Origin of the sequence: Neobacillus sp. PS3-34 (genome assembly GCF_030915465.1) — a bacterium.
Classification (GTDB): domain Bacteria; phylum Bacillota; class Bacilli; order Bacillales; family Cytobacillaceae; genus Neobacillus_A.
Genome location: NZ_CP133267.1, coordinates 367,156 through 379,770, shown reverse-complemented (window position 1 = coordinate 379,770; position 12,615 = coordinate 367,156). Strand labels below are relative to the sequence as shown.

Annotated in this window: 17 protein-coding genes and 1 pseudogene; 13 read left to right on the top strand and 5 right to left on the bottom strand. The window is 41.6% G+C overall.

Annotated features, from left to right (window positions below; genetic code table 11):
- The first annotated feature begins 30 nt into the window (after positions 1-30).
- Positions 31-519, top strand: a complete 489-nt coding sequence (locus tag RCG23_RS02055; RefSeq protein ID WP_308178370.1) for a DinB family protein — start codon at positions 31-33, stop codon at positions 517-519.
- A 49-nt stretch (positions 520-568) separates the two neighbouring features.
- Here the strand turns inward: RCG23_RS02055 and RCG23_RS02050 are convergent, their stop codons facing one another.
- A complete protein-coding gene (locus RCG23_RS02050) occupies positions 569-1,357 on the bottom strand; it encodes a TIGR00266 family protein (RefSeq protein ID WP_308178369.1) in 789 nt (262 codons plus the stop codon).
- A gap of 188 nt (positions 1,358-1,545) precedes the next feature.
- Between RCG23_RS02050 and RCG23_RS02045 the strand changes: the two genes are divergently transcribed.
- Both RCG23_RS02045 and RCG23_RS02040 read left to right on the top strand, forming a co-directional pair.
- Positions 1,546-2,235: an ABC transporter ATP-binding protein gene (locus RCG23_RS02045; protein WP_308178368.1), complete on the top strand. Its 690-nt coding sequence runs from the start codon at positions 1,546-1,548 to the stop codon at positions 2,233-2,235.
- Positions 2,232-3,581 (top strand): ABC transporter permease, encoded by a 1,350-nt coding sequence (locus tag RCG23_RS02040; protein ID WP_308178367.1) that lies wholly within the window; start codon positions 2,232-2,234, stop codon positions 3,579-3,581. Before RCG23_RS02045 ends, RCG23_RS02040 begins: the two co-directional genes overlap by 4 nt.
- A 52-nt stretch (positions 3,582-3,633) precedes the next feature.
- Here RCG23_RS02040 and RCG23_RS02035 read toward each other — a convergent pair whose 3' ends face one another.
- Both RCG23_RS02035 and RCG23_RS02030 read right to left on the bottom strand, forming a co-directional pair.
- Positions 3,634-4,353, bottom strand: a complete 720-nt coding sequence (locus RCG23_RS02035; RefSeq protein ID WP_308178366.1) for a metal-dependent hydrolase — start codon at positions 4,351-4,353, stop codon at positions 3,634-3,636.
- Complete coding sequence (locus RCG23_RS02030; protein WP_308178365.1) at positions 4,353-4,724, bottom strand: carboxymuconolactone decarboxylase family protein; 372 nt, start codon at positions 4,722-4,724, stop codon at positions 4,353-4,355. Before RCG23_RS02030 ends, RCG23_RS02035 begins: the two co-directional genes overlap by 1 nt.
- A 109-nt stretch (positions 4,725-4,833) precedes the next feature.
- Here RCG23_RS02030 and RCG23_RS02025 point away from each other — a divergent pair, with 109 nt between their 5' ends.
- The 8 genes from RCG23_RS02025 (at position 4,834) to RCG23_RS01990 (ending at position 9,275) form a co-directional block, all read left to right on the top strand.
- The gene (locus tag RCG23_RS02025; RefSeq protein ID WP_308178364.1) at positions 4,834-5,232 is read left to right on the top strand and encodes a MerR family transcriptional regulator; all 399 of its coding nucleotides are present in this window, start codon (positions 4,834-4,836) and stop codon (positions 5,230-5,232) included.
- Between the two features lie 33 nt (positions 5,233-5,265).
- Entirely contained in the window at positions 5,266-5,952 is a 687-nt protein-coding gene (locus RCG23_RS02020) for a protein kinase family protein (protein ID WP_308178363.1), read from the top strand.
- A gap of 75 nt (positions 5,953-6,027) precedes the next feature.
- On the top strand, positions 6,028-6,984 hold the full coding sequence (locus RCG23_RS02015) for an N-acetyltransferase (protein WP_308179946.1): 957 nt from the start codon (positions 6,028-6,030) through the stop codon (positions 6,982-6,984).
- 111 nt (positions 6,985-7,095) lie between these two features.
- A complete protein-coding gene (locus tag RCG23_RS02010; RefSeq protein WP_308178362.1) occupies positions 7,096-8,061 on the top strand; it encodes a quinone oxidoreductase family protein in 966 nt (321 codons plus the stop codon).
- A gap of 117 nt (positions 8,062-8,178) precedes the next feature.
- On the top strand, positions 8,179-8,397 hold the full coding sequence (locus RCG23_RS02005; protein WP_308178361.1) for a DUF1659 domain-containing protein: 219 nt from the start codon (positions 8,179-8,181) through the stop codon (positions 8,395-8,397).
- Positions 8,398-8,433: 36 nt separating this feature from the next.
- A complete protein-coding gene (locus RCG23_RS02000) occupies positions 8,434-8,652 on the top strand; it encodes a DUF2922 domain-containing protein (protein ID WP_308178360.1) in 219 nt (72 codons plus the stop codon).
- A 68-nt stretch (positions 8,653-8,720) separates the two neighbouring features.
- Positions 8,721-8,864 carry a YvrJ family protein gene (locus RCG23_RS01995; RefSeq protein ID WP_308178359.1) on the top strand — a complete coding sequence of 48 codons (144 nt, stop codon included), beginning with the start codon at positions 8,721-8,723 and terminating at the stop codon, positions 8,862-8,864.
- A gap of 210 nt (positions 8,865-9,074) precedes the next feature.
- Entirely contained in the window at positions 9,075-9,275 is a 201-nt protein-coding gene (locus tag RCG23_RS01990) for a cold-shock protein (protein WP_308178358.1), read from the top strand.
- 200 nt (positions 9,276-9,475) lie between these two features.
- Here RCG23_RS01990 and RCG23_RS01985 read toward each other — a convergent pair whose 3' ends face one another.
- Together RCG23_RS01985 and RCG23_RS25785 are read right to left on the bottom strand one after the other, a co-directional pair.
- Positions 9,476-10,084, bottom strand: a complete 609-nt coding sequence (locus RCG23_RS01985; RefSeq protein WP_308178357.1) for a hypothetical protein — start codon at positions 10,082-10,084, stop codon at positions 9,476-9,478.
- Positions 10,085-10,242: 158 nt separating this feature from the next.
- Positions 10,243-10,320 (bottom strand): annotated as a pseudogene (locus tag RCG23_RS25785) (CotG/ExsB N-terminal domain-containing protein); the annotation flags it as partial.
- Between the two features lie 192 nt (positions 10,321-10,512).
- Between RCG23_RS25785 and RCG23_RS01980 the strand changes: the two are divergent.
- Positions 10,513-11,604, top strand: a complete 1,092-nt coding sequence (locus RCG23_RS01980; protein WP_308178356.1) for a CotH kinase family protein — start codon at positions 10,513-10,515, stop codon at positions 11,602-11,604.
- Positions 11,605-11,730: 126 nt separating this feature from the next.
- Positions 11,731-12,522: a spore coat protein gene (locus RCG23_RS01975; RefSeq protein ID WP_308178355.1), complete on the top strand. Its 792-nt coding sequence runs from the start codon at positions 11,731-11,733 to the stop codon at positions 12,520-12,522.
- Positions 12,523-12,615: the final 93 nt, after the last annotated feature.

Sequence of the window (12,615 nt, the reverse complement as noted above, 5' to 3'; positions counted from 1 at the left end):
TACTATAACACGAAGAAGAGGGGGAGTAGTATGAACAGAAAGGATATTTTTATAAAGCAATTAGCTTATACCAACAATGAGAATGGGTGGTTTGTTTCATTCGAAAATGCAGTCAAGGGGTTAACAGATGAAAATGTGACGTGGAAACCGAATGATTCAGCAAACTCTATCCAGGAAATCATCGTCCATTTGAATTTTTGGAACCGCCGTTATTTGAATCTTTTTGAAGGAAACGGTGTAAAAGCTTTTGAGGGGACGAATGATGTTACTTTTTCAAGCGAAGGTACAAAAAGCTGGGAGGAGGCAGCGGATGAATTTCGTTCAATAATGAAAAGATGGACTGCCGCTTTACAAGAAAGTACTGAGGAAAAACTGGATAGCCCTATAAGTGAAAACAGGGAAGATCCGTGGCATACGGCTCTCACCAATTTAACCATCCATAACGCCTATCATATTGGCCAAATCATCACGATCAGGAAACAGCAGGGCAGCTGGAATCCTGAAAACGGAGTTCATTGATCCATTCAAAAAGCATGCCCGTTCACAAAACGGTCCTGCTTTTTGTTCATCAATCCCCGTCTAAAAGGTTGAAGATTCCTCTTGCGATACTGCCTTCATCAACTGAGCCCCCTCTTGAAGGCATAGCCGCAAATACCCTGCTTGCGAGTCTGCTGAATGGGAGCGATTGAACCCAAACGGTGCCAGGGCCTCTTAATGTTGCAAAAAATAAGCCCTCTCCGCCGAACAATGCGGTTTTAACTCCTTTCACCATTTCGATGTTATAATCAACACCGCTCGTCATCGCCACTAAGCAGCCTGTATCCACGCGTAATACCTCTCCTGGAAGAAGCTCCTTCTTATGTATCGTCCCTCCGGCATGGACAAAAGCCATTCCGTCACCTTCGAGTTTTTGCATGATGAAGCCTTCACCGCCAAAGAAACCGGCGCCTAACTTACGCTGGAATTCAATTCCGACTGTTACACCTTTCGCAGCCGCTAAAAAAGCATCCTTCTGGCAGATGATTTTTCCACCAAGCTGGCTTAAATCCATCGGAATGATCTTCCCGGGATACGGTGAAGCAAAGGATACATGCTTCTTTCCATAGCCTTGATTGGTGAAGGTTGTCATAAACAGGCTTTCACCCGTTAACACACGTTTTCCGGCGCTGAAAAGCTTACCCATGAATCCACCGTTGCCGCCTGAACCATCTCCAAAAATGGTTTCCATTCCAATTCCGTCTTCCATCATCATTAAGCTGCCTGCTTCAGCGACTACGGTTTCCTGTGGATCTAATTCAACCTCAACGAACTGCATATCATCGCCATAAATTTTGTATTCGATTTCGTGGCTGTTCACCTTAAAACCTCCCTAATATGAATATAATTTCATTTTAAATCACTGTGCTTTTTTAAGCCATATTATTGTTTTACGGAATGGACCGTAAAAAATATTGAAATTTTTTTACAAATTTTGTAGTGGGTTTTCTGTTTTCATGCGTCTAATAATTGGAAATAAAATTCAACATAGAGAAATGGGAGGATTAAGTGATAACAGTTACAAATGTTAGCCATGACTTTGAAATAGGGAAAAAAGGCAGGATGACAGTGATCCCCGTGCTCAGGGATATATCTTTTACTGTCAGCAAGGGAGAGATTGTTACGATTGTCGGCAGGAGCGGTTCAGGGAAATCTACTCTTCTAAATTTAATCAGCGGATTCATTCGCCCGAACCAGGGTGAGATTTGGATAAATGGTGAAAATGTGTCAAGCCTGAACGAAGCGAAATTTGCTGATTTCAGGATTGAGAATCTCGGCTTTATTTTTCAAAGCTTTCAGCTGATTCCAAGCATGACGGCATTTCAAAATGTCGAACTGCCCTTGATCTTAAAAGGCATTGGGGAGAAGGAACGTCACGACAAAACGAAGGAAATGCTTGAAAAAGTCGGATTGTTAACGTACCAGGACCATTATCCAGGGGAATTGTCCGGAGGCCAGCAGCAACGAGTAAGCATTGCCCGGGCACTGATTGTCAATCCTCCGATTATTCTTGCAGATGAACCGACCGGAAGCCTGGACAGCGAAACGGAAGAAGATCTTTTACAATTTATTAAAGAATTAAATCACGATTTAGGAATTACATTTTTAATCATCACACACGATGAAAAAGTAGCGCAAATTGGACATCGGACAATTGAACTTCGGGATGGGCGGATTGCCGAGGGGGTAATTGTATGAAATTGAAAGATCAATTCCGGTTTGTCCGGCAAAATATGAAGAAAAATCGAACAAGGGTGTATATGACGGTTCTTGCGACTGCAATGGGATGCGCTTTTTTGATCGTGCTTGCCTCTGTTGGCTTTGGCCTTCAAAAGTCGATCGTGAAGGATATTATTGAGCGCCGGGTTGTGACAGCGATTGATGTTCACGGGAAGGAAGAAAGCAAAGGAAACTATAGGTCAATTACGGATAAGGATATCAGGGTTTTTAATAAAATAGAAAACGTCAAAGCGGTCACTAAAAGGAATATGGTTCAGCAGCCCACTACCTTTCAAACCGGAAATTTTCAGGTAGATACCCAAACGATCGCAGCCGAGTTCCAAGCTGAGACAAAAGCAGGCTTTGAACTTTCAAAAGGCCACCTACCGAAAAAGAAGGACGAAGTAGTCGTTGGCTATAATTTTTTGACTAATTTAGCTTCCAAGAATGCTAAACCGGAAGAGTTGTATGATGAAAAGGGCATCCTTAAGGATGAATATCGTTATAAAGGCAAGCTGCTTGGTGAAAAGCTTGAATTAACGATTAGACAAAACGAAAAAGGCAAAGTGAAGGAAAAAACATTTACCCTTACCGTTGCCGGTATCGGTGTAAAACCGACGAAAAAGTGGGTAGAAGACAGAAATGCCTATATTTCAGCAGCCCTGTTAAAAGAAATAGAGACGTTTACAGGTACATCCAAGGGAATGCTGCTGGACCCTAACTCCACTTCGGACCAGACCCCACCGATTGACTCTGGGACCTATGATGAAGTTAAGATTTATGCTAAAAATGCCGAGACTGTGCAGGGCATAACCGATGTATTGAAGGAGAAGAAATACGCTACCTATTCTGTCCTTAATGAATTAAAAGAAGTAAATCTTGTGTTTACAATTGTTAAAACAGGACTCATTTTTATTGGAACAATTGCTATTTTAATAGCCTCAATTGGAATCTACAATACGATGACAATGGCGGTCACAGAACGTGCACCGGATATAGGCATCATGAAGGCAATTGGGGCGAATCCCCGCACCATAAAAAGAATATTTTTATTGGAAAGCAGCTATATTGGATTGCTGGGGGCATTGATAGGCACCATTGTCTCGTACATAATCAGCTATGCTGTCAATTTTGCGCTGCCGATTGTCATTAAGAGTGCATTTGGGGAAAATGCCCCTGCTGATCTTACGTTTAGCCATATTCCGATAAGCCTTCCCATCATTTGCGTGACGATTTGTTATCTCGTCACCATTCTCTCGGGAATGAGACCTGCAAAGCGGGCAACACAGGTGGATGTATTAAAAGCGATGAGAAGAGAGGTATAACGAAATAATCAAAGCCAGCCCTGGATATTCGGCTGGCTTGATTGCATTTTTCTTATTCTCCTACGTCTGTTAATGTGTCACCCGCCTGGATATGATGGATTTTGATTGATTCGTCACTAACGAATTCTGACAGCTTTTCAGGTGTTCCAGTTAAAAAATCATAGCCAAAATGCATCGGGATGATTTCTTTTACTTGCAGGAGCTCGATGGCTTTTGCGGCTTCTCTCGGTCCCATCGTAAATACATCGCCAATTGGCAGGATGGTTGCACTAGGCTGGTAAAGCTCAGCGATTAAGGCCATATCTCCAAAAACATTCGTATCACCTGCATGATAAAGCGTGAAACCATTCTCAAAACGGATCACATAACCCATTGGCTCGCCGCCATATATGATTTGCCCATTTTCCACAAAGGCACCTGAGTGGTCAGCGTAAACAGCCGTAACTGACAAATTCCCAAGCTTTCTTGTGCCGCCTTTATTAATGGGAAGGACCTTTTGGACACCCCTTTGAATCAGCAGCTGGGCGAGTTCCCAGCCCGCCACCACTTCTGCACCTGTCGACTTTGCCAATTCAACGGCATCCTCAGCATGATCACGATGACCATGCGTCAAGAGAATGACGTCACAATCAAGAATATGCTCTTTATATGCCGGCGGGAAAAGCGGGTTATTATGGACCCAAGGATCGATTAACACTTTCCTGCCTTCAGGAGTAATCATATAAAAAGCACCAAATCCAAGCCAGGTAATCCGTAATTTTTCATTCTCCATTATTCATTCTCCTTTTCGTTGAAAAATTCATGGACAGTATCGAGCGCGTTCAGGGCAGTCGGAAATCCTGTGTAGAGAATTAATTGCATCATGATTTCTTTTATTTCTTCAGCTGTACATCCTGTATTCAATGCTGCCTGCAAATGGACCTTGAGCTGAGGAAGCTTCCCGGTTGCCGCTAGTGCAGTGAGGGTGACCATTTCACGTGTTTTTAAATCCAATTGAGGTCTTGAGTAAAAGTCGCCGAAGTATTCGGCAAGAAAAATACCTGCTTCTGGTGCGAAAGAGTCCAATTTAGCTTTTGTCCTGTGCGCTGGTAAACCGACTACCTCAGCCAGCAGCTTTAAGCCGCGTTCATATCTTGTTTCCATTTAATCAACCACTTCCTTTTTATAAATTAGTTAAAGAATAATGCTTAGAGTTGAATCTAAGTCAACACCCATTTATGATTAAGGAAAGGAATTTTTTAGGAGGGAGAAAATGTATTCAATTGGAGAGGCTGCAGCTAAGACCGGATTGTCTTCACATACGTTGAGATTTTATGAAAAAGAAGGAATAATTCCCTTGCCCAAAAGAATAAATGGTAAGGACAGGGATTATAGTGAGCAGGATGTGAAATTCATCCAATTCATCTGCAGCTTAAAGATCACTGGGATGAGTTTAATAGATATAAAGGAAATAGTGAAAGACGGCTGTATTATGGAAAAAGAAGTTCCCGCCATTTCAGCAATGCTAGTAAACAGGAAAGAAATTCTTCAGAAGCACTTACTAAAATTACGAAGCCAAAGAGACGAATTAGACGATATCATCACGATAACAGAAGAAAAATTAGGAATCTATGAAATGATGTTGAAAAACAATGAAGCTGCATCAAGCTGAAGTGACTGCAATTTTTAAATAGAAGGTGCCACAATGGAATTGGAATTATATATAAAATTAATAGAAGAAGAACTATTTCCTTTTATTGAGTTAAAAACAGAAAGTCCTTTTGACCCGATCATTGTAAAAAATGAATCGATTTCGTGGTCCACAATTGGAAGCGGGAATTATGCCGCAGTGTTCGTCCATCCCGCAAAACCAGAATGGGTGGTTAAGGTATATCGCCGCAGCCACGAGGAAATAAAAAAGGAAATAGAAGTTTACAAGAGAATTGGCGAGCATGAGGCTTATTCAACATTATACGCCTATGGTGATAACTATTTAATTTTAAAAAATCTTGAGGGGATTACACTTTTTAATGCCGTTATAAAGGGAGTCCAAATTCCCGAAAGCGTTATTAAGGATATTGATAAAGGGCTGAACTTTGCAAGGGAAATAGGGCTGAATCCCTTTGATATTCATGGCAAGAATGTGGTCATGCATAAGGGGAAGGGCTATATTGTCGATATCTCCGACTTTTATAAAAAAGGTTATTGCAGCAAATGGAATGATCTCAAAAAAGCGTATTTTAAAATATATAAGCCTTTCCTATATAAAATTCATCCGCCCATCCCGTTTGCTGTGGTGGATTCTGTCAGAAAGGGATACAGACTTTATAAGAAAACAAAAGCAAAGGGCAGAAACCTTTTCAATCAGAGTAGAAGAGATGCACAACTATAGCTACAACCGAGCCAGCAATCCTTTGCTGGTTTTACATATGGTTTTTTCATAAAAATTGATGGGGGTTAATGATGAATATTCACATTAGAAAAGAAGAACAAAAAGATCTATTTTAGAGTAGCAGAAATTCACGCCTTATCCTTTGAATACAGCATGAATATGGGAGAAGTGCCTCTCGTTGATGTACATCGGCATCGATTAGAATTTGATCCCGAATTATCACTCGTTGCAGAGGAGGATGGGAAAGTACTTGGCCATTGCCTTTTTACCCCTCATGAAATTTTTTTGAATGGCGAGACAATAAAAGCGGCCATTTTAGCGCAGATTGCAATAGACCCTGCCATGCAGAAAAAAGGTATTGGAGCCAAATTAATAGAAGAAGGCCATAAACGTTTAATAGATAAAGGGTTTGAGATGTCCATCCTGTTAGGGCACTCTGACTATTATCCGCGCTTTGGCTATCAGACGAACATGTTTGGTACGTGCTATCTTGAAATCCAGCGCGATTCCATACCTCCTCAACCAGAAGGAATTTCGGAAAGATGGGTAAAAGCTGACGATATACCATTTTTGAATTCAATCTGGGAAATGTGGTTTAACGATGTTGACCTGGCAATGAAACCTGGAAACAGTATAATCGACTGGATTAGTAATGACAAATCAACTGTTTCATCAGTTGTGACGAGGGATTCTGAAGCTATCGGCTATCTAAGGTATGCGAAAGAATTCCTGCACAAACCAACTTCCTTTTTAGCAAGGGATGAAAATTCAGCTTCAGAAATGCTTGCTTATATTAATGGAAAAAGCGAAGCGGTGTCGGAGCAGCCACTTTATTTACCGGTCCACCCAGATTCCTCAGCTGTAAGGAATTTATTAAAGGTATCATTTGAACATAAAATGAAAACATGGGAAGCAGCAATGATCAAAGAGTTAACTCCGAATCCATTGGTAAGCCAATATGTATCGGAAATAAAGGAAGGGTCAAGAACTTGCGGCTTAATTATCTGGCCTGTCGAGTTTGATGTTTGTTAGTGAAAGAGAAAATATATGTTAATAAAATGGCCAAACAGTCATCTGCTTGCCCTTCTTCTCATTCTGGTTTAAAGTAGGGGGGACAAAATATGAATTGCAGAGGTAACGTATATGAAAGCACTTGTGTTTGAAACTTTCGGTGATGCAGATGTTCTACAATATAAAGAAATTCCCGATCCATCATTTGGGCCAACCGATATACTTGTAAAAATGAAGGCGATCGGCCTAAATTTTGCGGATATTTACAGAAGGAAGGGGAATTATCATCTGGTGGGAAATCCCCCGTTCATTTTAGGCTATGAAGGAGCTGGGGTCGTTGAAAGCGTCGGTTCTGATGTCCAAGGGATAAAGCCTGGTGACAGAATCGCATTTGCAGATGTGCCACATGCAAATGCAGAGCTTGTCGCAGTGCCAGCAGATAAGGCTATACCACTTCCTGATTCCATTTCGTTTGAAACAGCGGCCTCATTATTGCTGCAGGGACTTACTGCTCAATATTTAACGAGTGACAGCTACCAGGTTCGAAAAGGAGATATGGTCCTTGTCCATGCTGCTGCAGGAGGCGTTGGCCAGCTGCTGATCCAAATTGCCAAAATACACGGTGCAAGAGTGATCGGCTTGACTTCATCCAAGGAAAAAGCAGAAATTGCTAAGAAGGCAGGAGCCGAATCCGTCTATCACTATAATGATGATTGGAATGAACAAGTATTATCTGCCACTGGCGGTAAAGGTGCCGATGTGGTGTATGAATCTGTAGGTTCGACGATTATGGACAGCTTTAAAGCGACCAGGACCGGCGGAACGGTTGTATTTTATGGAATGGCAGGTGGTGATCCTGCACCGATTGATCCGCGGATGCTGATGGATACCTCTAAAACTCTTACTGGAGGAGATCTATGGAATGTGCTGATTTCTCATGAAGAGCGTGTGATCCGTTCCAATCAACTGTTTAACTGGATTAATGAAGGGCAGCTTACTCTCGGAGACCCGGCGGTATTCCCTCTAAAGAACGGTGCAGAAGCGCATAAGTACCTTGAAAGCCGCAAGAGCACAGGAAAGATTCTTCTATTACCTTAAAAAGAAAATAGTTAGCTTTTAAACCGCATGATTCTGGGAATCGGCGGTTTATTTTTGTTTAACCTGTCCTTTTTGCTTCTTTCCCTATATATAAAAGGTGAAAGGAGGTGAGGGACAATGGCACAGGCAATATTGGAAGAAACAAAGCTTCGTTTGATTTTTGAAACAGGTGTAAACGAGAAAGGAGAGCCGGTTTTTAAGACAAAAACATTTAACAATGTTAAAAAGGAGGCGACTGCTGATCAGCTGCTAAAGGCAGCACAAGCGTTAGGATCGCTTTGCAATGATCCGCTAAGCTCAATCGGTAGAAATGACACCCTGGATATTATCGGGTAATTGAATGATAAATTAATAAGTTAGGAGGTGAAGAAAATGGCAAAAACATTGGAACTTCAATTTGTTACTGAAGCCGGTAAGCAAGTCAGGCTTACTATTGACAATCCAAAGGAGCCGATTGATCAGGCTGTAGTAAAACAGAAAATGGAAGAAATCATCGCTTCCGATATTTTTTATACCGGCAGTGGCAATTTCGCTACTGTTCAGGGGGCAAGGCTTGTTAATCGAAACGTAACAGAATACGCCATGGCGTAAGAAAGGGGAGGCTGGTGCAACGTACCAGTCTCTTTTTCAAAATAAAAAGAAAGGAGGAGGAACACTAAGTGGACCAAATTATTCCGTTCATTAGTGATGTCGGTTTTCCAATCATTGTAACCCTCTATCTTCTTTACAGAATTGAAGCCAAGCTTGATATGGTGGTTCAATCGATTCAAAGCCTGCCAGAAAAAATGAGGGAGAGAGCATAGGTTTTAGCAGTAGATTGATTATTCTAACCATTGACACAATAATCTGAAAATAGTAAAATATAAGAAGCCGTTACTCTTGTTAGATTTATGTAACTTGCTTATTCACAGTTCAACCACGTATGAATGAGGTAATGAATGTAAAACTAACTGCGATGTAATTTGGTGAATTTTACACATGGCTTGTGCAAGCCAATAGGAGGATTTTTTTACATGAAAAACGGTAAAGTAAAATGGTTTAATTCAGAAAAAGGATTTGGATTTATCGAAGCTGAAGACGGAAACGATGTATTCGTTCACTATTCTGCAATCCAAACTGAAGGTTTCAAAACTCTAGAAGAAGGTCAAGAAGTTTCTTTCGAAGTTGTTGAAGGAGCTCGTGGACCACAAGCAGCTAACGTAACTAAATTATAATATTGACTTTTTCAAACAGCCTGCCAATTATGGTCGGCTGTTTTTTATTTTCCTAAAAATAGAATAACCGCCGGTAGTTTTCCGGCGGTCGTCAGAAGAAATAGAAGGTTCTATTTGTCTTCTGAATACTTTCTCCTTAATCTTCGTTGAAAAGCCTCAGCGATACCATATTACCGTCTCTCCAATGCCTGGATCTGCACTTAAAGAATTGAGCCCTCGCTCTTGTTGTGCGCCTGCAGCGTTTCGAAGAACGACGGGTGGAGCGTCGAGTGGATCTGCGAGTAGAGCGCCGAGTGGACCTGCGAGTAGAGCGCCGAGTGGACCTGCGAGTAGAGCGCCGAGTGGATCTGCGAGTAGAGCGCCGAGTGGACCTGCGAGTAGAGCGCCGAGTGGACCTGCGAGTAGAGCGTCGAGTGGATCTGCGAGTAGAGCGCCGAGTGGACCTGCGAGTAGAGCGTCGAGTGGATCTGCGAGTAGAGCGCCGAGTGGACCTGCGAGTAGAGCGTCGAGTGGACCTGCGAGTAGAGCGTCGAGTGGATCTGCGAGTAGAGCGTCGAGTGGATCTGCGAGTAGAACGTCGAGTGGATCTGCGAGTAGAGCGTCGAGTGGACCGGCGGGTAGAGCGTCGAGTGGACCTGCGAGTAGAGCGTCGAGTGGATCTGCGGGTAGAGCGTCGAGTGGATCTGCGAGTAGAGCGTCGAGTAGAGCGTCGAGTGGACCTGCGAGTAGTCCGGCGGGTGGTTCTGCGAGTGGTCCTGCGAGTGGTCCGGCGGGTGGTTCTGCGAGTAGTCCGACGAGTGCTTCGGCAAGTAGTGCAGCGAGTAGTTGTGCGGAGATTAGATCTGCGAGTAGTGCAGCGAGTGGTTCTGCGAGTAGTACAGCGAGTAGTCCTTCGTGTAGTGCGGCGAGTAGTCCTGCGGGTAGTACGTCGTCTAGACCTTCGACGGAGGATACTAGGATCCTGGAACATGAAATCGCCAAAGCCGCCTCTTCTCACTTCATCTGCAGCGTTTTGAATTTCCCTCTGGGAAATGGTTTTCTCCATTTCTTAAAACCTCCTATAAATTTAAGATGGGAATTGGGGAATGTGTACCCCATAGACCCGTCTTTGTTATTAATCTACGCATTTACCATTGAATTGGTATGAGGCATTTGCGTATTTGTACAAAATGTTGAAGGCATAATGTGCCATCCGCCCTTACTTTTTCATAGTTATAAGGGAAGGGGTGATTTACCTATGGATAAAAATAATGGAATCCCAATATATCAGCTATTTATCAATCCTATGGATCTTAAAGAATTAAAACGTGATATTTGGTGTGATGATCCTCTCCCGGCTCAATTAAAGGCAGAAGGGAAAAGGCTGGAGATTGACATTCGTTACCGAGGATCCCATATCCGTGATTTCAAAAAAAAATCCTATCAAGTTTCATTTTTCAAACCGAACACATTCAAGGGTTCAAAAGAAATTCATTTAAATGCTGAATACAAAGATCCATCTTTAATCCGAAATAAATTATCGTTTGATTTCTTTTCGGAAATCGGCTGCCTAGCACCAAGGTCCAGACATGTTCTGTTAAAACTAAATGGGGTTATTCAAGGTGTATATCTGGAAATTGAATCAGTGGAGGAAAATTTTTTGAAGAGTCGAAATTTGCCTGACGGGGCTATATTTTATGCGGTGGATGGAGATGCGAATTTTTCGTTGATGAGCGATTTGGATAAAGAAACGAAAAAATCACTTGATCTAGGATATGAACGGAAAGTAGGCACTGAAAACGATGATTTTTATCTTCAGGAAATGATTTACAAAATAAATACAATCACACGTGCTGACTTTGAAAAAGAGGTTACCAGGTATATAAACGTTGAGCGTTATATGAAATGGATGGCAGGGGTTGTTCTGACACAAAACTATGATGGCTTTGTTCATAATTATTCCTTATACAGGGATGGCGATACAGGTCTGTTTGAAGTTATGCCGTGGGATTATGATGCAACATGGGGAAGGGATGTAAATGGAAAATTCATGGATGCTGATTATGTCAGAATAGAGGGTTTTAATACGTTGACCGCACGCATTCTTGATGTGGGCAATTTTCGAAAGAGGTACCGTGAATTGCTTCAATCCGTTCTTGAGCAACAATTCACCGTGGAATTTTTAAAACCAAGAGTCGAAAAGCTACATCAAGCAATCCGGCCATCCTTATTACTTGATCCGTATAAGAAGGATAAAATCGATAAATTTGATCAGGAGCCAGATTTCATTTATTCATACATTGAAAAGCGAAACAGCTATTTAAAAAGCAAACTATATAAATTAGACTAGCAGAAATATAGGCAAACGCTGAATTTTTGTTAATTTGGGCGTATACACAGGTTCCATGTCCTCCCATGATACGTATATATGCAGTATAAATCACCATTAAAGTTAAGTAGAAACAGGAGGATAAATATGGCGAAAGATAAATCGAGTAGAGATGAAGGTCAACAGTCATTTCATTCATTTCTTATGGCATTAAAAGGGAAAACCGTAACCATTTATCGGGGTGGTCCTGAATCAAAGACTGGAAAATTATTGGATGTACAAGAAGACTATATTACTCTGTACGCACAGGAAAATAATCAGAACCAAAATCAGGCACAGAACCAAATTCAGACAGTTGAGCAACTCCAAAACGAAGAAAATAAAAAACAAAATAAAATAGTATACTACCAGGTTCAACATGTAAAAAGCATTATTGAAGACACAAAATCAAACTCAATACAGGTGATGGATGCAGGTGACGAGGAGATTGGATGTCTTGAAGCAAATAATTTTACAGGTGTATTGGCACAAATGATGGATGAAAACATCCAAATTAATCAGGGTGGCCCTGAATCAAAGCAAGGAAAACTAGTGGGCTTATCAGGGGATTTTTTGGTTCTATTCACAGATGATGATGGTATCGTCTATATCAATACCCATCATGTGAAGAGTGTTTCAAAAAATATTAAGAACAATCAGAATGAGTTGCTAGAAGAAGCCGTTGTAATACCTAAATGGGTAAAAGCAGAATATTTCCATGATGTATTCAGATGCTTTTCACACCAATGGGTATCCATTAACCGAGGTGGTCCTGAAGCCATGGAGGGAGTGCTTGTAGAAAATGCAGGCGGCCACTATACGCTTGTAAATAATCAGGAAGTAATGAGAATCCATCCTTACCATATTAAAAGCATCAACTGCGGCCGAAAGGATCTTTAAAACAAAATAAACAGGAAAATAAGCAAGAGAACGCACAAGAAGAATCTGTGGAAAATAAATCGGAAGAGAACTCAAGCTCTGAAGAAAGCTCAA

Coding starts and splice junctions, on each gene's coding strand:
- RCG23_RS02055 (WP_308178370.1), top strand. CDS start 31: ATGAACAGAAAGGATATTTTTATAAAGCAATTAGCTTATACCAACAAT.
- RCG23_RS02040 (WP_308178367.1), top strand. CDS start 2,232: ATGAAATTGAAAGATCAATTCCGGTTTGTCCGGCAAAATATGAAGAAA.
- RCG23_RS02035 (WP_308178366.1), bottom strand. CDS start 4,353: ATGGAGAATGAAAAATTACGGATTACCTGGCTTGGATTTGGTGCTTTT.
- RCG23_RS02030 (WP_308178365.1), bottom strand. CDS start 4,724: ATGGAAACAAGATATGAACGCGGCTTAAAGCTGCTGGCTGAGGTAGTC.
- RCG23_RS02025 (WP_308178364.1), top strand. CDS start 4,834: ATGTATTCAATTGGAGAGGCTGCAGCTAAGACCGGATTGTCTTCACAT.
- RCG23_RS02020 (WP_308178363.1), top strand. CDS start 5,266: ATGGAATTGGAATTATATATAAAATTAATAGAAGAAGAACTATTTCCT.
- RCG23_RS02010 (WP_308178362.1), top strand. CDS start 7,096: ATGAAAGCACTTGTGTTTGAAACTTTCGGTGATGCAGATGTTCTACAA.
- RCG23_RS02005 (WP_308178361.1), top strand. CDS start 8,179: ATGGCACAGGCAATATTGGAAGAAACAAAGCTTCGTTTGATTTTTGAA.
- RCG23_RS02000 (WP_308178360.1), top strand. CDS start 8,434: ATGGCAAAAACATTGGAACTTCAATTTGTTACTGAAGCCGGTAAGCAA.
- RCG23_RS01990 (WP_308178358.1), top strand. CDS start 9,075: ATGAAAAACGGTAAAGTAAAATGGTTTAATTCAGAAAAAGGATTTGGA.
- RCG23_RS01980 (WP_308178356.1), top strand. CDS start 10,513: ATGGATAAAAATAATGGAATCCCAATATATCAGCTATTTATCAATCCT.
- RCG23_RS01975 (WP_308178355.1), top strand. CDS start 11,731: ATGGCGAAAGATAAATCGAGTAGAGATGAAGGTCAACAGTCATTTCAT.